20 protein-coding genes are annotated in these 23340 nt (G+C 40.9%); 2 read left to right on the forward strand and 18 right to left on the reverse strand.

Annotated elements, in window-relative coordinates:
- Positions 1 to 4: 4 nt before the first annotated feature.
- The 6 genes from spxR to ACT17O_RS06385 all read right to left on the reverse strand — a co-directional run bounded on the left by spxR (position 5) and on the right by ACT17O_RS06385 (position 9023).
- Positions 5 to 1282 carry a CBS-HotDog domain-containing transcription factor SpxR gene (spxR, locus tag ACT17O_RS06360; RefSeq protein ID WP_000033809.1) on the reverse strand — a complete coding sequence of 426 codons (1278 nt, stop codon included), beginning with the start codon at positions 1280 to 1282 and terminating at the stop codon, positions 5 to 7.
- Positions 1275 to 1826, reverse strand: a complete 552-nt coding sequence (locus ACT17O_RS06365) for a GNAT family N-acetyltransferase (protein ID WP_444817257.1) — start codon at positions 1824 to 1826, stop codon at positions 1275 to 1277. Before ACT17O_RS06365 ends, spxR begins: the two co-directional genes overlap by 8 nt.
- 15 nt (positions 1827 to 1841) lie before the next feature.
- Positions 1842 to 3101 carry a UDP-N-acetylglucosamine 1-carboxyvinyltransferase gene (locus ACT17O_RS06370; RefSeq protein WP_033629867.1) on the reverse strand — a complete coding sequence of 420 codons (1260 nt, stop codon included), beginning with the start codon at positions 3099 to 3101 and terminating at the stop codon, positions 1842 to 1844.
- A 160-nt stretch (positions 3102 to 3261) separates the two neighbouring features.
- Positions 3262 to 4767: a pyruvate kinase gene (gene pyk, locus ACT17O_RS06375; RefSeq protein WP_033629868.1), complete on the reverse strand. Its 1506-nt coding sequence runs from the start codon at positions 4765 to 4767 to the stop codon at positions 3262 to 3264.
- 66 nt (positions 4768 to 4833) lie between these two features.
- Positions 4834 to 5841, reverse strand: a complete 1008-nt coding sequence (gene pfkA, locus ACT17O_RS06380) for a 6-phosphofructokinase (RefSeq protein ID WP_061409134.1) — start codon at positions 5839 to 5841, stop codon at positions 4834 to 4836.
- Between the two features lie 80 nt (positions 5842 to 5921).
- Entirely contained in the window at positions 5922 to 9023 is a 3102-nt protein-coding gene (locus ACT17O_RS06385) for a DNA polymerase III subunit alpha (protein WP_444817258.1), read from the reverse strand.
- A gap of 414 nt (positions 9024 to 9437) precedes the next feature.
- Between ACT17O_RS06385 and ACT17O_RS06390 the strand changes: the two genes are divergently transcribed.
- Both ACT17O_RS06390 and ACT17O_RS06395 read left to right on the forward strand, forming a co-directional pair.
- On the forward strand, positions 9438 to 11720 hold the full coding sequence (locus tag ACT17O_RS06390) for a Xaa-Pro dipeptidyl-peptidase (protein WP_247924106.1): 2283 nt from the start codon (positions 9438 to 9440) through the stop codon (positions 11718 to 11720).
- A gap of 520 nt (positions 11721 to 12240) precedes the next feature.
- Entirely contained in the window at positions 12241 to 12711 is a 471-nt protein-coding gene (locus tag ACT17O_RS06395; RefSeq protein WP_049477502.1) for an arginine repressor, read from the forward strand.
- Between the two features lie 36 nt (positions 12712 to 12747).
- On the opposite strand, the gene ACT17O_RS06400 is transcribed toward ACT17O_RS06395, so the two are convergent.
- The 12 genes from ACT17O_RS06400 to trpX form a co-directional block, all read right to left on the reverse strand.
- Entirely contained in the window at positions 12748 to 12912 is a 165-nt protein-coding gene (locus ACT17O_RS06400; protein ID WP_000502578.1) for a hypothetical protein, read from the reverse strand.
- 9 nt (positions 12913 to 12921) lie between these two features.
- A complete protein-coding gene (obgE, locus tag ACT17O_RS06405; RefSeq protein ID WP_206285442.1) occupies positions 12922 to 14232 on the reverse strand; it encodes a GTPase ObgE in 1311 nt (436 codons plus the stop codon).
- Positions 14233 to 14303: 71 nt separating this feature from the next.
- Positions 14304 to 14438, reverse strand: coding sequence for a DUF4044 domain-containing protein (locus tag ACT17O_RS06410; protein ID WP_000863851.1), 135 nt, complete (start codon positions 14436 to 14438; stop codon positions 14304 to 14306).
- Between the two features lie 29 nt (positions 14439 to 14467).
- A complete protein-coding gene (locus ACT17O_RS06415) occupies positions 14468 to 14656 on the reverse strand; it encodes a PspC domain-containing protein (RefSeq protein WP_000735789.1) in 189 nt (62 codons plus the stop codon).
- 20 nt (positions 14657 to 14676) lie between these two features.
- A complete protein-coding gene (locus ACT17O_RS06420; RefSeq protein WP_444817259.1) occupies positions 14677 to 16002 on the reverse strand; it encodes a glycosyltransferase family 4 protein in 1326 nt (441 codons plus the stop codon).
- A gap of 8 nt (positions 16003 to 16010) precedes the next feature.
- Positions 16011 to 17054, reverse strand: coding sequence for a glycosyltransferase family 4 protein (locus ACT17O_RS06425; RefSeq protein ID WP_444817260.1), 1044 nt, complete (start codon positions 17052 to 17054; stop codon positions 16011 to 16013).
- 113 nt (positions 17055 to 17167) lie between these two features.
- On the reverse strand, positions 17168 to 17497 hold the full coding sequence (locus ACT17O_RS06430) for a metal-sulfur cluster assembly factor (RefSeq protein ID WP_000331930.1): 330 nt from the start codon (positions 17495 to 17497) through the stop codon (positions 17168 to 17170).
- Positions 17498 to 17511: 14 nt separating this feature from the next.
- A complete protein-coding gene (rpoD, locus tag ACT17O_RS06435) occupies positions 17512 to 18621 on the reverse strand; it encodes an RNA polymerase sigma factor RpoD (RefSeq protein WP_000201892.1) in 1110 nt (369 codons plus the stop codon).
- Between the two features lie 2 nt (positions 18622 to 18623).
- Positions 18624 to 20384: a DNA primase gene (gene dnaG / locus ACT17O_RS06440; RefSeq protein WP_444817261.1), complete on the reverse strand. Its 1761-nt coding sequence runs from the start codon at positions 20382 to 20384 to the stop codon at positions 18624 to 18626.
- Between the two features lie 196 nt (positions 20385 to 20580).
- Complete coding sequence (locus tag ACT17O_RS06445; protein ID WP_444817262.1) at positions 20581 to 21339, reverse strand: ABC transporter ATP-binding protein; 759 nt, start codon at positions 21337 to 21339, stop codon at positions 20581 to 20583.
- Positions 21336 to 22202 (reverse strand): ABC transporter permease, encoded by an 867-nt coding sequence (locus tag ACT17O_RS06450; protein WP_444817263.1) that lies wholly within the window; start codon positions 22200 to 22202, stop codon positions 21336 to 21338. Before ACT17O_RS06450 ends, ACT17O_RS06445 begins: the two co-directional genes overlap by 4 nt.
- Positions 22203 to 22267: 65 nt before the next feature.
- Positions 22268 to 23263, reverse strand: coding sequence for a tryptophan ABC transporter substrate-binding protein (gene trpX / locus ACT17O_RS06455; RefSeq protein ID WP_206283585.1), 996 nt, complete (start codon positions 23261 to 23263; stop codon positions 22268 to 22270).
- Between the last annotated feature and the right edge of the window lie 77 nt (positions 23264 to 23340).

A 23340-nucleotide genomic window follows, 5' to 3' on the forward strand; every position in this document is an offset into this window, starting at 1 on the left:
GATTCTAATTAATTTTAACCGTAACATTTGCTTTTGAAACAATCTGATGCCCATGATAAATATCATAATCAATAATGGCTGAGCGTCTCGTGTGGTGAATAATACGAGCCTGAATCCGCAGAGTATCATCTATCTGCACAGCCTGCAAGAAATAAATCAGCATCTGCTCTATGATAAGATTGCGCCCGCTATTGACAACAAGGTCTTGGGTCATGTGATTAAGGATTTCAGCCAAGACACCATTAGCAAGGACACCATTTTTCTCCAACATGAAAGGCTCAACAGTAATGACAACTTCATCATGATGATAAGAGAGTTTTTGCCCGATTTGTTCTGAGAAAGTCGGCAAAGCAGAAACTTGAGAACGGCTCATCTTTTCCATGACATCTCGTCGTGTTACGACACCAAGTAGAGTCTGGTTACTTCTGACAACGGGAACCATCTCAAAGTCTTCTGCGATCATCCGTTGACTGACATTTGCAATATTGGTCGCTAAGCCAGTTACGAAGATACTACGTGTCATCACCTTATCAATCGTCGTGCTGGGGGATTTATCTCCTGCGTCACGCATAGTAACAACCCCAACAACCACTTGGTGCTGATTAATGACTGGGAAACGACTACTTCTGTTCTTACGGACCAAATCTAGATAGTCTTTGACTGTATCCGTTTCTCTCAAAAAACCATACTCATGACTGGGACGATAGAGCTTTTCGACTGTCAGAATATCGGTTTTGATTTGAACATTTGAGAGGGCTTTGTTAATCATGGTCGCTACTGTAAAAGTGTCATGTTTACTCCTTAGAACTGGAATCCCTTTTTTATTAGCCAACTCAAGAACATCATCTTGGACATGAAAACCACCTGTTACAAGGACTGCATTTTCATTTTCCAAGGCTAAAAGTTGAATGCGAGTGCGGTCTCCTACGATCAAAAGACCGCCATCATGGAGATAGGACAGGATATTTTGCTCTGTCATAGCCCCAATGGAGAATTTACTAAACTCTCTCTCCAGCCCTTCCTGACCAGCTAAAACTTCAGATGAGGTGACTTCAGCAATTTCAGCATAGGTTAGCCTCTCAATAGCCACTTTCTGGGACTTTACCCGTATGGTTCCACTACGTGGCCGAGTTTCAACGATGCCACGATTTTCAGCTTCTTTGATAGCTCGGTAGGCTGTTCCGTCACTAACACCTAGGTGATTGGAAATACTGCGAACACTAACTCTCTTCCCAATTGGCAACTCTTCCAGATAGGACAAAATTTCCTGGTGTTTACTCATTGAATTCTCCTTTTATGTATCGAAATTCAAGATAGTCCCTCATTTTTCGCGTATAGCGATCGCTCCCCTTAAACTGTCGGACGAGGTTAAAGCCTGATTTTAAGGCTACTTTTTGACTAGCTTGATTTTCCAAATGAGTGATGATGGATAATTGTTTTAAACCAAATTCTTCAAATGAAAGCTGACATAGCTTGGTAACCACTTCTGTCATAAAACCTTGTGACCAAGAATCCTTTTTTAAGAAGTAACCAATTTCTGCTTCTTTATTGATTTCATCAATCTTTTCAAATTTAATGGAGCCAATCATTTCCTGATTTCCTTGGAGACAAATTGCCCAAACACCTAGAGGATTCTTCATAAAATAGTTAGCAAGGGCGTACTGACTTTCTTCCAAACTTGCTTGACTGGGAAAAATAAACTGTAAATTCTCAGGGTTTGAAGCAATCTCAAAAAACGATTGACTGTCACTAAAAAAGAAAGGACGCAAATACAAGCGCTCCGTTTCAAAAAAAGAAAACATTGCTAATTTGGTCCAAATATTCATAATCACCTCAACGGCTTAGTCTTCAACGAGTGTAATATCTGCTCCAAGACTACGCAATTTTTCAATAATATCTGAGTAGCCACGAAGGATAAACTCAATATTCGTAATTTCAGTCTGGCCCTGAGCCATCAAACCAGCGATGACAAGTGCAGCACCAGCTCGCAAGTCTGTAGCTTTTACACTTGCCCCGTGTAACTTACGACCACCGTTGTAAATAATGTGATCGTTTGTAGTCGTAATATCCGCATCCATTTTTGCTAACTCAAAGACATGATTAACACGTTTCTCATAAATCGTATCAATAATGGTTCCACGACCTTGGGCAGTTAGTAAAAGTGGCGTGATAGGCTGTTGCAAATCGGTTGCAAACCCTGGATAGGGAGCTGTTTTGATATTGATGGCCTTTAAACCAGACTGTTCTTCAACGAAGATACTGTCTTCTGAGACCGTCATACGAACGCCCATTTCCTCTAGTTTGGCGATAAAGCCTTCAAGATGCTCATAAAGAACGTTGTTAATACGAATTCCTTTTCCTACTGCTGCAGCAAGTGAAATATAGGTTCCTGCTTCGATACGGTCTGGAATAACCTGGTGACGCGTTCCATGAAGTTTCTCGACACCATCAATAATGATAATATCAGTTCCTGCACCACGAATATGGGCCCCCATGTTGTTCAAAAGAGTAGCAACATCGATAATTTCCGGTTCACGAGCCGCATTTTCAATGACAGTGCGTCCCTTAGCTTTAACCGCAGCAATCATAGTGTTAATCGTTGCTCCAACGCTAACGGTATCCATGTAAATACTTGCGCCATGAAGCCCCTTACCTTGGGCAGATAAATTCATATTATCTCCTTCATAGCTGACCTTAGCACCCATGGCTTCAAAGGCTTTTAAGTGAAGGTCAATCGGACGAGGTCCCAGATCACATCCACCAGGAAGTCCAACTGTAGCTTCACCAAAGCGACCTAAAAGACTTCCGTAGAAATAATAAGAAGCACGCAAGCTATTAATCTTGCCATAAGGCATAGGAATGTTTTGAACACCTCTTGGATCAATCTCCAAGACATCCTCATAACGCTTAACAGTCGCCCCCATAATCTCCATGATTTCGACAAGACTAGCAACGTCTGAAATATCTGGAACACAATCTAAAGTGACAATATCATCTGATAAGATAATAGCTGGAATAAGCGCTACAACACTATTTTTAGCACCACTAATGGTGATCTCACCTTGCAATGGATGTCCACCATTGATGACAATTTTTCTCATGTTTTACTCTTTCAAAATTTACTAAAAAGGTCTTTTCGTTCTATTATATCATAATTTTCAGTTTTTTCCCATTCCTATTTACTAAATACAATCTCATTTTGATAAAAAAAGACCTATCACTCAAACTTTTCAGCCTGAAATGATAGGTTTTAATGTTAGATTAGCGTACTGTACGGATACGCATTGTGTTTGTACGAACAGCTTCTCCAAGTGGCACACCTGCAACGATAACAATATCGTCACCAGATTCTACAAGACCTGCTTCAACTGCTTTACGTTCAGCGATTTCGAACATATCATCAGTTGATGATGGAGCTTCAGTCAACATTGGGATAACACCCCAGTTCAACATCAATCCACGCTCTGTCAATTCGTCGAATGTCAATGCCAAGATATCAGCATTTGGACGGTATTTTGAAATCAAGCGAGCTGTGTGACCAGTCTTAGTAAGGGTAACAACCAATTTGATGTTCATTGAGTTAGTAGCGTCTTTAACAGCTGAAGCCATAACTTCTGTCTTAGAGTTACGTTCGAAAGTATCTGAGTTCAAACGTCCGTATTCGTTAAGAAGAGTTTGTGCGTTCTTGTCAATTGTAGCCATTGTTGTTACTGACTCAAGTGGGTATTTACCGTTTGCAGACTCACCTGAAAGCATTGTAGCGTCAGTTCCGTCAATAACAGCGTTAAATACGTCTGATACTTCTGAACGAGTTGCACGTGGTTTTTCAGTCATTGTTTCAAGCATGTTTGTTGCTGTGATAACAACTTTACCTGCCGCGTTCACTTTAGTGATGATCATTTTTTGGTAAACTGGAACCATTTCGAATGGTACTTCGATACCCATGTCACCACGAGCGATCATGATACCGTCAGCAGCTTCAATGATTTCATCCAAGTTATCGATACCTTGTTGGTTTTCGATTTTCGCAAACAATTGAACGTGACCATTACCAGTTTCTTCACAGATTGCACGAACTTCGTTAACGTCTTTCGCAGTACGTACAAATGAAATCGCGATGAAGTTGATACCTTGTTCCAAACCGAAACGGATATCATCGTTATCACGTTCAGCAAGGGCTGGGAAAGGAATTTTAGTGTTAGGGATGTTTACACCTTTCTGCTTAGCAATGATACCGTCATTTTCAACGACTACTTCAAATTCACGAGTTGCATCGTCTTTTGAGAAAACACGAAGACCCAATTTACCATCGTCAACTAAAACTTGGTGACCAACTTCAACATCATCGTAGATATCAAGGGCACCAGCAACGTTCAAAGCAATCACATCACGAGTTGATTTGATTCCTTGTTTAGTTGCAACACGGATTTTTTCACCAGTTTTGTAAGAGTACTCTTTTGCATCACCTTCAAACAATTCTGTACGGATTTCAGGTCCTTTAGTATCAAGAAGGAAACCAACTTTTTTACCTGCAAGTTTTTCAGCAAGTTTAACAGTTGCCATACGCTCACCTTGTTCTTGGTGATCACCGTGTGAGAAGTTGAAACGGAAAGTGTTTGCTCCTGCTTCAATCAATTGAGCAATATTTTGAGCTGAAGCTTCAACGTCAAGTTTTTCACCCCAGTATCCGTCTTCACCGAATTTTTTACCACCACGGATTTCAACCGCAGGACCTAAAGTTGCAACGATTTTTACACGTTTGTTCATGATTTTTGTGACTCCTTTATATAATTCGACCTTTTAAGGTCATGTTACCAAATTAATGAAAGTTGATTAGGACAAGCTCTTGTTCAAATCAGAAAGTTCAAGATCAGCTTTATGAGGGTTGTTAACAACGATCTTACCATCAGCTGTTAGGCTAAACAAAGCTCCTTCTTCTGCTGTTCCAAGAATTGGATTTTCAACCATTTTCTCGTTACGGATACCAACAGCGACACCACCGATTCCTTGTTTAAGGAGTTTAACAGCGTGTGCACCCATGCGTGATGCTAATACACGGTCACGAGCGGTTGGTGATCCACCACGTTGGATGTGTCCAAGTTCAGTTACACGAAGGTCACTAGTGTCCCCAGCTTCCTTGAGTTTTTTACCAAACTCATCGGCAGACATAACTCCCTCAGCCAAAACGATAATGTTGTGTTTCTTACCACATTCATAACCAGCTTTGATGCTTGCAACGATATCTTCCATCTTGAAGTCTTCTTCAGGGATGATGATTTCGTCAGCACCAGTTGCGATACCTGCCCAAAGAGCGATATCACCAGCGTTACGTCCCATTACCTCAACAACGAAAGTACGACGGTGACTTGATGATGTATCACGAATCTTATCAATCGCATCCATTGCAGTAGTGACTGCAGTATCAAATCCAATTGTGAAATCAGTACCTACGATATCGTTATCAATAGTTCCTGGAAGTCCGATAGCTGGGAAACCATGTTCCGTCAAGCGCATAGCTCCGTGATAAGAACCGTCTCCGCCGATAACTACGACTCCTTCGATACCGTGTTTTTTCAATTGCTCAATCCCTTTAAGTTGGCCTTCAAGTTGTGCAAACTCAGGGTAACGAGCAGAGTGAAGGAAAGTACCACCACGTGAAATGATGTCTCCTACTGAAGCAGCATCAAGTGGATAGATTTCACCGGCAACCATACCTGCGTATCCATCGTAGATACCAAATACTTCCATTCCTTCTGAGATTGCTTGACGAACTACCGCACGGATGGCAGCATTCATACCAGGGGCGTCTCCACCACTGGTCAAAACAGCAATACGTTTCATTTGGTTATGCTCCTTTTTCTTTTAACATTCTTACTGATTATACCACATTTAATTGGAAAATTCTTCTATTTTCTGTATTTTTAGCGATAAATCGTTTTCATAACAATTCCCTCTAATTTTTCCTGTAAAAGGGGATCTTTTTTTACAAAATGTTGGGAGGAAACAATTGTTTTCTCTTCCTCAACATACCTGATAATTACAGGAATAGAGCCTTTATGTTGTTCTAGGATAGTTGAAATTTCTTTATCATTATCGTGATTTTTAACTTGAATCCAGAATCGTTCAGCTACTGCTTCTTTCAAATCTTGTGCAATCATTTGCAGACGACCATCTCGAGATTGAACTTTGCCATTGATGTAGTAAAATTTCCCTTCGGATAAAATGGAAGCAAATTTTCTATATTGGTCTGAAAATACAGTTACATCCATCCGAGACTTACTATCATGAACCTGTAGAAAGGCCATACTCTCGCCTTTCTTGGTTCGAATCACTTTAATCTTTTGAATTTCAACTAGGAGAGTGGCTTGAGTTCCCTCGGTTAGATTAGCGATTGGCGTCGTCGGATATAGGGCGTGTTTGGCAAGAGTTTGGAGAGGATGGGCACTGATACCTACCCCAATCAGTTCCTGCTCTTTGTAAAATTTCTCTGCCTCCGTAAAATCATCAGCTTCAGTCCAACTATAATTTGTATCTGCAAAGAGTCCACCTAACTCCTCAACAAAAACAAATAAGTTTGGTAGGTTGACTAAGATTTTCTGGCGATTCTTGTCAAATTCATCAAAAAGTCCTAGTTCAACCAAAGGCGTCAAAAGCGACAATTTCTTGTAATTCTTGGGAAGACGTGTGACAAAATCTTCAATGCTTGAGAAAGGACGATTTTCAATAATCCAGTAAGACAAATCTCTTGGCATTCCCTTAATGGCTTTTAGACCAAGATGGATTTTCTTCTGAGCAATTTTATCATGATAGGGAATGCTGTTGATTGCTAAGGGAGCTACTTCAAAGCCCATCTGCAATGCATCTACAATGTAATCACTGCTAGAATAGTTCAACATAACTTGAAAGAAAATAGCAGGATAGTGTGTCTTGAAATAAGCTAGTTGGAATGCCAGTGCTGAGTAGGCATAAGCGTGGGATCGGTTAAATCCATAGCCTGCAAACTTTTCCATCACTGCAAAAACTTGGTTGGCCTTTTCTTCTGTATGCCCCAATTTCATAGCTCCTGTGATAAAATCTTCCTTCATCAGATGCATCTCTTTGGCATTTTTCTTACCCATGGCACGTCTGAGAATGTCGGCTTTACCAAGACTGAATCCTCCAAAGCGTTGAGCTACCTGCATGACCTGCTCTTGATAGAGCATAATACCGTAGGTTGATGAAAGGATGTCTTCTAAGGCAGGGTCTAACACCGTCACCTTTTCTTTACCATGCTTACGAGCGACAAAATTATCAATATAATCACTAGCACCTGGTCTATTGAGGGATGTCGTTGCTACCACTTCTTCGAAGACTTGTGGTTTGACCCGTTTCAACAGTCGAATGGCTCCTGGTTGTTCAAATTGGAAAATTCCTTTCGTATTTCCAGCTGCAAAGAGGGCTAGAGTTTCTTTGTCTTCCAAATCAATCTCTTCGATTTTCAGATGAATACTTTCTGACTCAGCTAGTAATTCCTGCATTTTTTGGACAAAAGTTAGGTTACGCAGACCTAGGAAATCCATTTTTAAAAGACCATTAGCTTCAACTGCATGAGCATCATACTGGGTGATCAGCATGTCCTCACCGTATTTGAGCGGAATATAGTCCGTCAAATCTTGGTCACTCATAACGACCCCAGCTGCATGAATAGAAGTCTGACGAGGATACCCTTCAATCTTTCGAGCAATCTCAAAAGCTTTTTGGTATTCAATCTTACTATTGATGACCTGCCTAAACTGCAAATTTTTTTCATAGGCTGTCGTTAGCGTATCTCGGAAACTGATTTTTTTCGTAATATTTGTTAATTCGTACTCTAGAACGCCATAGCGTTTGAAAACATCACGAATTGCTTGTTTTGCTCCAAAGGTCGAATAAGTGACAATCTGTGCCACATGTTGACTACCATAGCGATCACGAACATAACGAATGAACTCTGGTCTATAAAGGTCTGGAATGTCGATATCGATATCGGGCATGGTATAGCGCTCACGATTTAAAAAGCGCTCGAAAATCAAGTTCTTTTCAACCGGATCAATTCCTGTAATATCCAGTGAGTAAGCCACCAGACTACCAACCGCAGAACCACGACCCATTCCCATATAGTAGCCTTGGGAGCGTCCAAAACGGAGCAAATCCCAAACTACAAGAAAATAGTCGTCAAATCCCATATCATGAATCACAGCTAATTCCTCATTCAGTCGCTCATGATAGATAGCTGAGGTTAGCCCCTTGTCAATCAAGCCATTCTCAGCTCTTGCTCGAAGCTCTTCCACCGCTGGTCTTTCAGGATTAAAGCGAGGAAGTTTTAAACTTGGGTCGATTTGATAGCTTACATTCTCTATCAAATTCTGGAGATTGGCAAGCGCCTGAGGGAAGCGATTTTTAAACCGAGCTTCTAAATCTGAGGCAGGTAAAAAAATCCCTTGTTGTGAATGTACATCTACTTCTCTCAGGCTGACATTGTCCTTGACTGCTGACAAGATTTGTAAAACCTGTAGGTCTTCTTTTTCAAAAGAGTTGACTTGATAGAGTGGAAGAATGGGTCTGGTAAAGACTTCTTGAGGAGTATCTGGACTAACACCGATAAAATAATCAACCCCAAAATCCAACTGTTCGACCCCATTAAAATAGGGAACAACAATAGCCACATCTTCGAGGTGGGAGGTGAAGTCAGACCATTTTTTCCGTCCAGTCATTTTTAAAGTGGATAACTTCATCAACTCTTGATAACCTTTAGTGGATAGGGCTAGAAAACGAAGAGAAATATTTTCCTCATCTTTGACCAAGGTCATTTCTAGACCAATTAAAGGTCGAATGCCATGCTTACGAGTTGCTTCTAGAAAATGATAAGCTCCATAGAGATTATCCACATCCATAATAGCAAGGTGAGAATAGCCGTATTCTTTAGCCATTTGTACGTATTTTTCAATCGAAACCACACTTTCCATAAAACTATAAACAGTCTTGGTGTCGAGCTGTGCAATCATTTCTTCTCCTCCTTGCTTTCGTTTTACTACTATTATACCATTTTAAGCTGGATATTGAAGCAACTCTGCACTTTCTTTTCAATATCATCAGTTCCAAACTTCTTCTCTTCTTACTGTTAAATTCTTCATTTTTCAAAGGAAGAAAATATAAAATTAATATTATATAATAGTTTTAAATGTAAATTTAGATATATTTATACCAAACGAAGAATAATAAAGATAGGAGTTATATGCAGTTTTACATATAAAATTCTCTAGAAAAAGGCTTACTTCTATGGTATTTATTCAGCATTTTATAATAACTTACTAAATAGATATGCTGGTTTAAGAAATTTATTTCATTTAAGTTTATTTATTCCATTTTTCCCTCTTTTTTGATATAATAAATCCAGTCTGTTTTCAAAGGAGAGAAACATGCGTTTTAATCAATTCAGCTATCAACCAACCACTAGTTCTCAACGATTTGAGGAATTAGAAGGTCTTGGTCTAAAGCTGTCACCCCAACTGTCCTTAAAAAGACAGTTTGAAGACTTCATTTGTTGGAGTTTTTTCACTTATTCTGACACGGATTATGCCTTATCGACTTTGGCTGCGGATAAAGAAACAGATTTAGTAACCTTTTTCCAGTCAGACCGTGAGTTAACTGCGGAGATTTTCTACACAGTCGTTTTTCAACTTTTAGGATTTAGCTATCTTGTTGACTTTGAGGATGCCGAACAGTTTCGTAAAGAAACTGGTTTTCCTATTGTTTATGGGGATCTCATTGAAAATCTTTATCAGTTACTCAATACGAGAACGAAAAAAGGAAATACGCTCATTGATCAACTTGTTAGTGATGGACTCATTTCAGAAGACAATCACTACCACTACTTTAACGGTAAGAGCTTGGCAACCTTCTCTACTCATGATGTCATTCGTGAAGTCGTGTATGTCGAGAGTCGTGTGGATACTGATAACGACGGTCTCCCTGACTTAGTCAAGGTCAGCATTATTCGCCCGCGTTATGATGGACAGATTCCTTCAGTCATGACTGCCAGCCCTTACCACCAAGGGACCAACGATAAAGCCAGTGACAAGGCTCTCTACAAAATGGAAGGGGTGCTTGAGGTCAAACCGCCCCACACCATTGAACTTGAGGAGCCCAAGCTGAATTTAGTCGAATCTCATGGTCAAGCAGAAGTCGTCTCAGAAGCTGAAGAAAAGCTATCTCATATCAATAGCTCATATACACTCAATGACTACTTCCTCCCACGTGGATTTGCCAATCTCTATGTATCAGGTGTTGGAACCAAAGATTCTCAAGGTCTCATGACCAATGGTGACTACCAGCAGATTGAAGCTTATAAAAATGTCATTGATTGGCTCAATGGTCGTTGTCGTGCTTTCACGGACCACACGCGCAAGCGCCAAATCAAGGCTGACTGGTCAAACGGCAAAGTCGCAACAACAGGTATTTCCTATCTAGGTACCATGTCTAATGGTCTCGCCACCACTGGTGTTGATGGTTTGGAAGTGATCATCGCAGAAGCAGGTATTTCCTCTTGGTACAACTACTATCGTGAAAATGGTCTGGTAACCAGCCCAGGTGGTTATCCAGGTGAGGATTTTGACTCACTTGCTGAATTGACCTACTCCCGCAATCTCTTAGGCGGTGACTATATTCGTGGCAATGAAGCTCATCAAACGGACTTAGAAAAGGTTAAAGAGAAACTCGATCGCAAGACTGGTGACTACAATCAGTTTTGGCATGACCGCAACTATCTGCTCAATGCTCACAAGGTTCAAGCTGAGGTCGTCTTTACGCATGGTTCCCAGGATTGGAACGTCAAACCTCTTCATGTTTACCAGATGTTTCATGCTCTTCCTAGCCACATCAATAAGCACCTCTTTTTCCATCATGGTGCCCATGTCTATATGAACAACTGGCAGTCGATCGACTTCCGCGAGTCCATGAATGCCTTGTTAAGTAAGAAATTGTTAGGACTTGACTCAGGCTATCAACTTCCGACTGTCATCTGGCAGGACAATATCGCACCGCAAAAATGGCAAGGTCTTGATAACTTTGGCAAACAGGATGAACTGCATACCTTCTCTCTTGGTAATGATGAAAAAGTGATTCAAAACCAGTATGATCAAAAAGATTTTGATCGTTATGGTAAGACTTACCAGACCTTCAACACTGAACTTTACCAAGGAAAAGCCAATCAAATCACCATTGACCTTCCAGTAAGTCAAGACATTCACTTAAATGGGCGAGTGGAGCTGAAACTTCGTGTCAAATCGAGTACGAACAAGGGCTTATTATCAGCCCAACTGTTAGAACTTGGACAAAAGAAATATCTGCAGCCTTATCCAGCTGTTTTAAATGCTAGAACCATTGATAATGGTCGTTACCACATGTTAGAAAATCTCTGTGAACTGCCATTCAACCCAAGTGCCCAACGTGTCATCACCAAAGGCTACCTTAATCTTCAAAATCGAACCAATCTCTTGATGATTGAAGAAATCCAACCAAATGAATGGATGGACTTCCAGCTAGAGCTTCAACCAACTATCTACAAACTTAAAGAAGGAGATACTCTCCGTTTGGTTCTCTACACCACAGACTTTGAGATTACAATTCGAGATAATACAGACTATCAGTTGACTGTTGATTTAGCACAGTCTAGTCTTATCCTACCTTGTCAAAAGGTATAATCTACCAGACTTTCAATATGGAAGTATTCAAAGGAAAAGTCAATGAATTTGACCATTGAACTTCCTATAACCAAAGTTTTCCACTTGAACAGTCGAATCAAACATAAACTTTGTATCAAATTCAGTTCATCTAAAAGCATTTTAGAAGCCCCTAGATAGAACTTGGACAAAAGATACTTCCTCTAACCAACATGTGTAACCATTTATCATACACGCTACTACACCACATGTTGGAAATCTCTGTGAATTACATTTAGAGTAAATTCACAAAACGCCGTGACAAAAAGCTACCCAAATTGAATGATTCACTGTCATTAAAGAACATCAATGTAGATAAACGGATCGCTACCCAGTTTATCTGCACGCAACTAGTGACAAGTTAAAAGAAGGAGAATCTCTCCATCTAGTTCTTTATCCTACTGACTTTAAAATCATCATACGTGACAATACCGCCTACCACCCCGACTGACATTTTCGTTCAGTCCACGCTACTGTACCTTGTAAAAGGAGTACTTACTTTATGAACAAATCAGAACACAGACACCAACTTATCCGCGCCCTCGTTTCAAAAAACAAAATCCATACTCAAGCTGAATTACAAGCTTTGTTAGCGGAAAATGATATCCAAGTTACTCAGGCTACCTTATCACGCGATATCAAAACCATGAACCTTTCAAAAGTGCGCGAAGAGGATAATTCTTATTATGTGCTAAATACAGGCTCTATCTCCAAGTGGGAAAAACGTCTTGAAAACTATATGGAAGACGCTCTTGTTATGCTGCGTCCTGTGCAACACCAGGTTATTTTGAAAACTTTACCCGGTTTAGCCCAATCGTTTGGATCTGTAATTGATTCCTTGGCTTTTCCAGATGTCGTTGCAACCCTTTGTGGAGATGACGTCTGCATGATTATCTGTGAAGATGCTACAAAAGCGCAGGCTTGTTTTGAGAGTCTTAAAAAATATGCGCCACCATTTTTCTTTAGTGAATAAAACAAATCCCGTGATCAAAAGATCACGGGATTTGTTTTATTTCTTTGACTGTGTTTCTTCTTTCTTTGTACGCGCCAATCGAAGAGCACGTTTAGGATTTAGACGATTAAACAATTCTTCTAGTTTCTTTTCATTCCACACATCTGCTGCAGAAACAAAATTTCCATCTGCATCTCGGAATGATATCGGTTTATCTCCCATATCAATCTCCTAGTCTACAAATTCAAATTCAAACTTGCCGATTCTTACCAAATCTCCATCCTTGGCTCCACGCGCACGAAGGGCTTCGTCAACCCCCATACCACGAAGCTGACGGGCAAACTTCATGACCGATTCGTCACGGTCAAAGTTGGTCATGTTAAAGAGTTTCATGAGTTTTTCACCAGAAAGTACCCATGTCGCATCATCATCACGACTAATGTCAAAGGCCTTTTCTTCCTCGTCAAAGCCATAGTAAGCCTCTTCTTCCATATCGGATTCATCATAAATCGGGAATTCTGGAGTCTTGTCTAACAATTCAGCTGTCGCGTCCAAAAGAGTCGCCAACCCTTGCTTGGTCAATCCAGAAATAGGGAAGATAGCTGGAAGTTCCTCAAACTCGTCGTAGTTTGCTGCCAACTTTTCCTTGAAAGTTTTCAGATTTTCCTGACTTTCAGGCATATCCATCTTGTTGGCTACGATGATCTGTGGACGCTCCATAAGACGAAGGTTATAGGATTCTAATTCCTTATTGATAGCAAGGTAGTCCTCATAAGGATCACGTCCTTCGCTAGCTGACATATCGATGACATGGAGGATGACTCGAGTGCGTTCGATATGACGAAGAAACTGAGTTCCAAGACCAACACCTTGACTAGCCCCTTCAATCAAACCTGGAAGGTCTGCTACTGCAAAAGATTCACCTGACTGCGTACGAACCATCCCCAAATTAGGTACAATCGTCGTAAAGTGGTAAGCACCGATTTTGGGCTTAGCTGAAGTGATGACACTAAGCAAAGTTGACTTTCCAACAGATGGGAAACCGACCAAGCCGACATCCGCTAGAATCTTCAATTCCAGTTGCAAGTCGCGTTCTTGTCCTGGTTCTCCATTCTCAGAAATTTCAGGTGCAGGATTTTTTGGAGTGGCAAAACGGATATTTCCACGACCACCTCGACCGCCATGAGCCACGATAAATTCTTGACCATGTTCAATCAAGTCTGTAATGACTTTACCTGTTTCCGCATCACGTACAGTCGTTCCTTGTGGTACGTGAACACGTAGATCTTCTGCACCACGTCCGTGCATTCCTTTGGTCATCCCTTTTTCACCGGAATCAGCCTTGAAATGACGGTTATAGCGGAAATCCATCAAGGTACGCAAGCCTTCGTCTACCACGAAAACAACGTTACCTCCACGTCCACCATCACCACCCCAAGGACCGCCATTAGGGACATATTTTTCACGGCGAAAGGCAACCATACCATCGCCACCATTACCAGCCTTGACCTTAATCTTGGCTGTATCTAAAAACATACTCATATTTTCTTCTCACTTTAAAAAGGCTGGGGAGAACCCAGTCATTAGTTATTGTTTCTATCCTCGTAGCTTGCTTAGAATCTGCTAAAAGCTCCAAGCGCAGTTGCAAAGATACCAGCAAGGGTTACAAACAACATGATGAGCACGACAACAAGCGTCACCTTTTCAAACAAAGTTTTTTTACGTTTTCCGTTATCTCCAAAAGCCATAACTTCTCCTTTTTCTATATAATTCTAATTTAATAGTCTGTTGAAACTGGTGCAATCAACCATAAAATGATATAAGCAAGGACTCCTGTCCCATAACAAAATGCAAGAACAGCCCAAATGACACGAACAATTGTTGGATCAATATCAAAATAATGAGCAACTCCTGCGCATACTCCACCAATTTTTTGATCTTTCCCGCTTCTCATTAATTTTTTCATTTTTTCTTCCTCTTATTCTATTATTTGAATTCGTCTCTCCAATAATCTCTGATGCTAGACAATTGTTTTCGAGACGCTCTTAAAATACGCTTGGATTCTTTTACTGGGCTTGTAACAGCCTGTTGAGGTAGATAGAGAATCGTTTTTAAGAAGCGTTGAGTGACAGGTTGTCCATCATGTAACTCATGTTCAAAGTTATTTGTGATAATAGCATCAAGGTAAAACTCATGAACTCGTTTCCCAAAATTTTCAGCCGAAATCTCGTACAACTTATCCGCTAACTTTTGTTCAGACATATCAGGAGTAGCGATCAATGCTTCAAGGATAGCTCCTGCAAGCTCTCGTTCTCCATAGTAGAGGGTCCCAAACATTTTATCATTGATCAGATTTTCAAGATAGGGATTGGCATGAGCGATAACAGGTGTTCCACTGGCTAGACTTTCTAGATAGGTTAAGCCCTGAGTTTCACTCGTAGAGGCTGAAATAAAGAAATCAGCTGCTTTATAGTACAAGGCTGTCTCACTTGGAGCAATCATACCTGTAAAAATCACATGTTTTTGTATGTTTAATTTCTCTGCTTGTTCTTTCAGACTGTCCAGATAAGGTCCGTCTCCAGCAACAACCAACTTCACCTTGTCTTCTTCTTTCAAAACCTGTGCAAAGGCAGCTAAGACTGCTTGGATATTCTTCTCAAAGGAGATACGAGAAAGACTCAGCAGCATTTTCTCACCTTCCTGAATACCTAACTTCGAACGAAGCTCTTGTAAGTTTTCCTCTTTGATCTCAGGTCGTTCAAACTTAGCCAATTCAATTCCAGTTGGGATAACACGCTTTTCAACCTTAACTTTGTATTTCGATAAAAGGTCACGAACAATCTCACTAGGACAAATCACTCCATCAACATCGTGAAGAAAGCCCCGTACCAGATATTTTACCATACTTGGACGAATCAGCATACCCTTCGCAATATAATGCACATAATCTTCGTACTGAGTATGGTAGGTATGGATAACAGGAATTTTTAACTCTCTCGCAATCCAAATCCCTAACAAACCTAGTGAAAACTCTGTTTGAGTATGAATGATATCTAGCTGATACTGTTTAGCAATTTCAAGAGCCTTTGTAAAGCCACGATAAGCAAAACGTCGATCCTTAAATGCAAAGAAGGGAACACTCGGTATTCGGATAATTTGCCAATCCTCATAGCGATTCACATCTTTATCTGTTGTTGTAAAGATAAAAACTGCATGTCCTTGCTTCTCAAGCTCTGTCTTCAAGGTTCGAATACTAGTCGCAACCCCAGAAACCTGAGGGAAATAGGTGTCAGTAAATAAACCAATTCGCATAAATTACCTCACTTTTTGCCCAAAGCCGCCTGCTCCTGATAGAACTTCAACCAGATTTCCAGTAAATGCTCCTCGGAATACTCTTTAGAAATCTCTCTAGCTTTTTCTTTCAAGTCTTTCAACTTTTCAGGACGATCTTTGTATTCGAGAATAGCTTCTCTCATCTCTGAAACATCACTGGTAGCACGATAATTCCCTTCGAGAATGACCTTGTATAAATCTAAATCCCTTAGCATAATCGGTGCTTCACAACTAGCAGCCTCTAAGATGGTCATAGGGAATAATTCATTGTAACTTGGTAGCAAGAAGAGATCCGCTAAAGCATAGAGCTCTCGCATTCGCTCTGGAGGAACAATACCTGGAAAAATTAGATTTTCAGGTGGATTGTCCATTATCTTCTTGTAGCGTTCATAACCATCTGTCATCCCACCAAATGAAAAACCACCTGCCCAGATAAAGGTAATTTCTGGCAATTCCTCAGCAAGACGGATAAAATCATCAATTCCTTTACGTTTCTGAACCTGACCCGCACCAATAACGACAAACTGATCTTCCGCAAGATCCATTTCCTTCCGGAGTTGTGCAACCTGTTCAGCTGGTAATGGATGCCATTTTTCTTTGTTTACAAAATTTGGAATATAAGTTACTTTTTCACGCGGAATACCAGCAGCCACTAAATCCTCGATAAACATGGGATTGACCACCACCAAGTGTTCCATTCGGTTGTAAAAGGAAAAAACATAGCGTTTGACAATTCCTTTTAGGAAAAATGGGATCTTCAAACTCCCCTCAAGCGTATCAGGCAAAAAATGCACATAGCCAATTTTTCTCCCAGAGCGTTTCTTTTGGAAAGTGGATAAATAATAGGGGAAATCAATGGTATGAAAGTGAGTTACATCCGCTTCGACAGGAAGATTCTCCGTAACAATCAACTGGTCTTTGGCATCACGGTGAAGGAGACTAACCAATTCTCGATAAGCTCCTGACACTCCTTGACCAGCTACTTTTTCACTTGAACTTAGCATATTAATACGCAATTTTTCGTTTTCCATACCTTTCATTATACCATTTTATTTCCAGAAAATCAGCAAAAGAAAGAAGAGACCATAGGAAAAAGGATAAATTCACCCTATTTTCCAATCGTCTCTCGCATTATTCTTAGTCTTTATTTAATTCCTAGGGCGATACGTGCATAGCGACTCATTTTCTCAACAGTCCAAGCTGGATACCAGACCAATTTAACTTCGGTATTGGTTACCTCAGGAACATCTGTCATCGCATCATGTATCTGGTCTGTCAAAAGGTCAGCCAGTGGGCAGCCCATAGTTGTCAAGGTCATATCAATTTCAGTGTGACCTGTCTCACCATCAAAACGAATTTCATAAATCAAACCTAGGTTGACAATATCAATCCCCAACTCAGGGTCGATGACTTCTTCCAAAGCATTTAAAATGCGTGTTTTGATCGTTTCAATTTGCTCTTCTGTATAAGCCATGTTATTCCTCACTCTTAGTCTTCAATAAAATCACGAAGGGGTTTGCTGCGACTTGGTTGGCGCAATTTTCTCAAAGCCTTGGCCTCAATCTGACGGATACGCTCACGAGTCACGTTAAAGACTTTACCAACATCTTCAAGAGTACGCATTTTTCCATCATCTAGTCCGAAACGCAAGCGCAAGACGTTTTCTTCACGGTCTGTAAGAGTATCCAAGACTTCATCCAACTGCTCACGCAAGACGATACGAGTTGTGTAGTCTACTGGATTTTCAATCACTTCGTCTTCGATAAAGTCCCCAAGATGGCTATCGTCCTCTTCACCGATCGGTGTTTCAAGTGATACTGGTTCTTGAGCGATTTTTAGGATTTCACGGACCTTGTCAGGTGTCATATCCATACGCTCAGCGATTTGTTCAGGAGTTGGATCTTGTCCCAATTCTTGAAGGAGATTACGCTGTTCACGGACAAGCTTGTTAATGGTTTCTACCATGTGGACAGGGATACGAATAGTACGGGCCTGGTCAGCGATGGCACGAGTGATTGCCTGACGAATCCACCAAGTTGCATACGTAGAAAACTTAAATCCTTTTGAATAGTCAAACTTGTCAACAGCCTTCATCAAGCCCATGTTTCCTTCTTGGATCAAATCCAGAAACTGCATGCCACGCCCTACGTAGCGCTTAGCAATCGAAACCACCAAACGAAGGTTGGCTTCTGCAAGACGTTGTTTGGCTTCAATATCACCAGCCTCAACTGCTAGAGCCAATTCTTTTTCCTCTTCGTTGGTCAAGAGAGGAACGACCCCGATTTCCTTCAAATACATACGGACTGGGTCATTAACCTTGGCAGAAGTTGAGCCAATCAAGTCCTCATCACTGAGTTCTGGTTCTTCTTCTGCACTAAGCACACGCGCGCTTGGATTTCCTTCGTTGTCTGTGATAGAAATTCCAGCATCCTGAATCCGTTGCAAAAGGTCTTCAATGCCGTCTGCATCGAGGGTGAAAGGAATAACCAGACTTGAATTGATTTCATCATCTGTTGCTGTTCCTGTTTTTTTGTGGTTACGGATAAAGTCCGCTACTTGCACATCAAATGTGGTTACTTCTTTTTGTTTTGTTGCCATTATTACTCCATTCTTCTCTTTTGGGAAATCAATCGTTGCAATTCTTCCAAGGCTGTGTCTGTATCTCCTACATGACTAGCCTCCTGCACTTTCTTTTTAATCCTTAAATTGTCCTTGCTGAGGAGGGCACGGTTACGAGTTTCTTCGACTTCAGAAAGTTCTTGAGGCGACATCTCAGCTGGCAAATCTAGACCAAGAACATGGTACCAGGCATTTTCAACCTCAGGAGTCTGATGAGACAGTTCCTCTGATCCGATTTCTCCCTCTACACTTAATAATTCGTAAAGAATTTGAAATTCTGGGGTATCAAAGAAAAAATCTTCTCTTAATCGGTAGTCATTTAAAACAACTGGATTCTCAGCCATCCTATAAAGGAGATGAGCCTCTGCTCTCATAACTGCTGTCAGTTGCCGCGTCACAGGCAAACTAATCACTACTGGCGTAGGATGCTCCTTGACTCTCTCCTGCCTTTGAACAATCCGACTTTCATTTACAATCTGTTCTACTTGCTGATAATCAAAGGAAGGTAGGTTATCCGCCAGAATGTGGATATAAGAATTCTGGGCAGTGATAGACTTTTCTTTGGCGATTAAGGGCGCAATCTTTTCAATGAATTCGATTTGCGCTTGCAAGTTATCACTATTCTCAGGTTTGAGTTGGTGAATATAGAACTCTATGGGACTAATCCGAGTCTTGGTTAAAAGGTAAGCCAGGTCTTCAGCAGAATTCTTTTGCAAATACTCATCTGGGTCCATGGCATCAGGTACTCGAACAACCTCAACTGAGAAGTCTTTTAACTCCTCTAGAGCCTTGGCTGTTGCTGCCTGCCCTGCCTTGTCGCCATCATAGCTGAGAACAATTTTTTTGGTAAAGCGTTTGAGGTGGTCAACATGCTCCTTGCTTAAGGCTGTTCCCATGGAAGCTACAGCATTTTCTATACCAGCACGGTAGGCTGCGATCACATCCATGAAGCCTTCCATCAGATAGAGCTCTGTAATCTTACCTGTTCCCTTTTTTGCCTTGTCCAAATGGTACAATTCGTAGCTCTTGTTAAAAATTGCAGTCGAGCGACTATTTTTATATTTGGCAGTCTGACTGTCAGTTTCTTGCCAGATACGACCTGAAAATGCAATGACCTGTCCCTTGTCATTGGTCAAAGGAAAGATGATCCGTCCAAAAAAAGTATCATAAAACTGATTGCCATCTGACAGGTAAAACAGGCCAGAATCCAATAAATCCTTTTCCTCAAACTTGTCAGCCAAACGTTGATAGAGATAGGTTCTCTCTGCTGGAGCTAGTCCAATCTGGAAGTGCTTCAGAACATCGTCTGTCAATCCGCGTTTGTAGAGATAAGCCCTTGCTTCTTCTCCCATCTTTGTCGTCATGAGGATGGCATGGTAAAAGCGTGCAGCTTCTTCATGCATATCATATAGAGCTTGATGGGGGGAAGCTTGTTGAGGACGAGACTGGACAGGCATAGCCAGTTGAATACCGACGCGCTCTCCTAAGAGCTGAACGGCTTCCATAAAGGACACGCCTTGGTATTCTTCGATAAACTTAAAGACATCTCCTGAACGCCCACATCCAAAACAGTGATAAAACTGCTTGTCTTCCACAACGTTGAAAGAGGGGGTCTTTTCACCATGAAAAGGACAGAGCCCTATATAGTTCCGTCCAGCCTTCTGTAAAGAAATCACATCACCTATGACTTCCACAATGTTGGCATTGTTTTTGATTTCTTCAATGACTTGCTTGTCAACCATACACAATACCTCCATCTTATCATAGTTTCACGTAAACTAGTATAGCTTATTTCTGAAAAAAAGTAAACCATTTCATACGCTTTCCGTAATTCTCTTTGCCTTATTTTTCCAGATAGAAAGAGGAGATAAAAAACTCAGAAACACTTTCATGTTTCTAAGTTAATTTTCACTATTTTTTGATGATTATTTAACTCACCTATTCAAATAATTGATAGTAGTCTGAGATTTTCATCTTAGCTTTTTCTTCTTTATTGAGGTCTTGGATAATACGACCTTCCTTCATGACTATCAGACGATTTCCATACTTCAGTGCATCCTCCATATGGTGGGTAATCATCAAGGCTGTTAGATGATCCTTGCTGACAAAGTCATCTGTTAACTCCATCAAGGCAACACTGGTTTTTGGGTCAAGAGCTGCTGTGTGTTCATCCAACAAGAGCAACTCTGGTCGCTTCAAGGTTGCCATCAAGAGACTCAAGGCCTGGCGTTGACCACCTGATAGAAACTCAATCGGAGTGTCCAGATGTTTTTCAAGACCATTTCCAACCTTTTCAATGGTAGCCTGAAACTCTTCTCTATGACTTGATAGTCTTCTAGGAAGAAGTCCTCTCTTCTCACCACGATACTTGGCAATCAAGAGATTTTCCGCCACCGTCATACGGGGAGCCGTACCCATTTTAGGATCCTGAAAGACACGAGACAAGTACTTAGCTCGCTTTTCTGGTGAAAAATGCGTCACATCCTCCCCCATGATACGGATACTTCCACTTGTTAAAGGTAGGGTACCTGCAATAGTGTTAAAAAGCGTTGACTTCCCTGCTCCGTTTCCACCTAGTATTGTAATGAAATCATGTTCAAAAATCTCAAGAGAAACATCATTCAGAATGATTTTTTCCTCGTCAAAGCCATTCGTAATGACTTTGGTAGCATTTTTTAATTCTACAATTGCTGTCATTTGCTAAACTTGACTCCTTTCAGGTATTTGCTTTTGAAGGTTGGAATCATAAGACAAACTGCCAAAATCAAAGCGCTATATAGTCGTAAATAGCTCGTGTTAAATCCAAGAGCAATCACGCCCCATACGAGGAACTGATAAGCGATAGAACCTACAACGATGGTCATGAGTCGCTCCGCTAGGGTCAAACTCTTGAACAAAACCTCACCAATAATCAAGCTAGCAAGCCCTACGACAATCACTCCAATTCCTCGAGAAACATCTGCATATCCTTCTTGTTGAGCAATTAAGGCCCCTGCAAGCGCGATAATTCCATTTGAAAGAACCAACCCCATGAGTTCCATACGACCCGTATGAATTCCAAAACTACGAGCCATATCAGGATTATCACCTGTAGCGATGTAAGCCTGACCTAGTTTGGTATCTAGGAAAAAGAGCATGAGACCAATAACAAAGGCAACAAAGATAAAGCCAGTCAGGAGTTGATTGAGGTCTGAATCGAAAGGCAAGACATCCTGAATTTGCTTGGTTCCAAGAAGACCCAGATTGGCACGCCCCATAATCATGAGCATGATGGAATGGCAAGAAGTCATAACCAAAATCCCTGATAAGAGAGTTGGTATTTTACCTTTGGTGTATAAGAGACCTGTTGACATACCAGCTAGGCAGCCTGCTCCTACTGCGGCCAAGGTCGCTAAAAATGGATTAACCCCTTGTGTTATCAAGGTTACAGCTACTGCTCCCCCTAGAGGAAAAGAGCCCTCAGTCGTCATATCCGGGAAATTTAAAATTCGAAAGGTCATAAAGATTCCCAAACCTAAAATCGCCCAGACCATTCCCTGAGAAATAATGGATACTATCATAATCTTTCACTCATTTCTTTCTTTAGTAAAAATGGGAGGAGATGTCCCCAACTCCTCCTTTATCTTTATTCAATCACTTGTCCTGCTTCTTTTAGAACAGACTCAGGGATTGTGATACCAAGTTCTTGCGCTAATTTTTTGTTGATAACCGATTTACCAGTTGAGAAGACATTAACTGGAGTATCAGCTGGTTTTTCACCTTTCAAAACTTTGGCAATCATTTTACCAGTAGCCACTCCAAGATCGTGTTGGTCAACTACTACAGAAGCTAATCCTCCTGCTTCTACCATGGCAGTGGCACTTGGATAGATTGGTTTTTTAGCTGTTTGGTTGCTTGAAACAACTGTTGAGAATGCTGATGCGATGGTGTTGTCAATTGGAACCCAGATAGCGTCGACCTTGCTGGTCATGACATTAACTGTTGAAGCAATTTCATTTGTTGATGGAACAGCAAATGTTTCGACTGTCAAACCTGCTTTTTCAGCATAAGCCTTGAATTCTTCTACCTGTGTTTTTGAGTTATCTTCGCTACTTGAGTAAAGAGCTCCGATTGTTTTGACATTTGGTGTCAAAGTTTTAATCAATTCCACTTGCTGTTCAGCTGGGTTGTGGTCTGATACCCCTGTGATGTTGCCACCTGGTTTTTTCAAATCTTTGACCAAGTTAGCACCGATTGGATCTGTAATAGCAGCCATGATAACTGGTAGATCTTTAGTAGCACTTGCAAGTCCTTGAGCTGCTGGTGTTGCAATCCCAACAACTACATCGTTTCCATTTGCTACCAATTGTTTACTCATGGTTGCAACCTTGCTCTGATCACCTTCAGAGTTCATAAAGTCGATTTTTACCTGGCTATCCTTATAGCCTTCTTCAGCTAGTCCATCTTGAATCCCTTGGTAAATCAAGTCCAAGGATGGGTGACTAACAAATTGAAGGACACCAACCTTAGCAACCTTTTGCTCTTCCTTAGCTGCTGGCTTGTTCATTGATGAATAAATCAAGCTAGCCACTACCAATACTACTAATCCAGCGATAATTCCAATCAAACGTTTATTTTTCATATTCTTTCTCCTTAATTCTTTTATCTTAACTTTTTAAATCACATCATCAAGCGATGCCATCGTTTAAATTCCATCAT

Origin of the sequence: Streptococcus sp. HJ1 (assembly GCF_052399005.1) — a bacterium.
GTDB lineage: Bacteria > Bacillota > Bacilli > Lactobacillales > Streptococcaceae > Streptococcus.

Coding starts and splice junctions, on each gene's coding strand:
- spxR (WP_000033809.1), bottom strand. CDS start 1,282: ATGAGTAAACACCAGGAAATTTTGTCCTATCTGGAAGAGTTGCCAATT.
- ACT17O_RS06365 (WP_444817257.1), bottom strand. CDS start 1,826: ATGAATATTTGGACCAAATTAGCAATGTTTTCTTTTTTTGAAACGGAG.
- ACT17O_RS06370 (WP_033629867.1), bottom strand. CDS start 3,101: ATGAGAAAAATTGTCATCAATGGTGGACATCCATTGCAAGGTGAGATC.
- pyk (WP_033629868.1), bottom strand. CDS start 4,767: ATGAACAAACGTGTAAAAATCGTTGCAACTTTAGGTCCTGCGGTTGAA.
- pfkA (WP_061409134.1), bottom strand. CDS start 5,841: ATGAAACGTATTGCTGTTTTGACCAGTGGTGGAGACGCCCCTGGTATG.
- ACT17O_RS06385 (WP_444817258.1), bottom strand. CDS start 9,023: ATGATTGCACAGCTCGACACCAAGACTGTTTATAGTTTTATGGAAAGT.
- ACT17O_RS06390 (WP_247924106.1), top strand. CDS start 9,438: ATGCGTTTTAATCAATTCAGCTATCAACCAACCACTAGTTCTCAACGA.
- ACT17O_RS06395 (WP_049477502.1), top strand. CDS start 12,241: ATGAACAAATCAGAACACAGACACCAACTTATCCGCGCCCTCGTTTCA.
- ACT17O_RS06400 (WP_000502578.1), bottom strand. CDS start 12,912: ATGGGAGATAAACCGATATCATTCCGAGATGCAGATGGAAATTTTGTT.
- obgE (WP_206285442.1), bottom strand. CDS start 14,232: ATGAGTATGTTTTTAGATACAGCCAAGATTAAGGTCAAGGCTGGTAAT.
- ACT17O_RS06410 (WP_000863851.1), bottom strand. CDS start 14,438: ATGGCTTTTGGAGATAACGGAAAACGTAAAAAAACTTTGTTTGAAAAG.
- ACT17O_RS06415 (WP_000735789.1), bottom strand. CDS start 14,656: ATGAAAAAATTAATGAGAAGCGGGAAAGATCAAAAAATTGGTGGAGTA.
- ACT17O_RS06420 (WP_444817259.1), bottom strand. CDS start 16,002: ATGCGAATTGGTTTATTTACTGACACCTATTTCCCTCAGGTTTCTGGG.
- ACT17O_RS06425 (WP_444817260.1), bottom strand. CDS start 17,054: ATGGAAAACGAAAAATTGCGTATTAATATGCTAAGTTCAAGTGAAAAA.
- ACT17O_RS06430 (WP_000331930.1), bottom strand. CDS start 17,497: ATGGCTTATACAGAAGAGCAAATTGAAACGATCAAAACACGCATTTTA.
- rpoD (WP_000201892.1), bottom strand. CDS start 18,621: ATGGCAACAAAACAAAAAGAAGTAACCACATTTGATGTGCAAGTAGCG.
- dnaG (WP_444817261.1), bottom strand. CDS start 20,384: ATGGTTGACAAGCAAGTCATTGAAGAAATCAAAAACAATGCCAACATT.
- ACT17O_RS06445 (WP_444817262.1), bottom strand. CDS start 21,339: ATGACAGCAATTGTAGAATTAAAAAATGCTACCAAAGTCATTACGAAT.
- ACT17O_RS06450 (WP_444817263.1), bottom strand. CDS start 22,202: ATGATAGTATCCATTATTTCTCAGGGAATGGTCTGGGCGATTTTAGGT.
- trpX (WP_206283585.1), bottom strand. CDS start 23,263: ATGAAAAATAAACGTTTGATTGGAATTATCGCTGGATTAGTAGTATTG.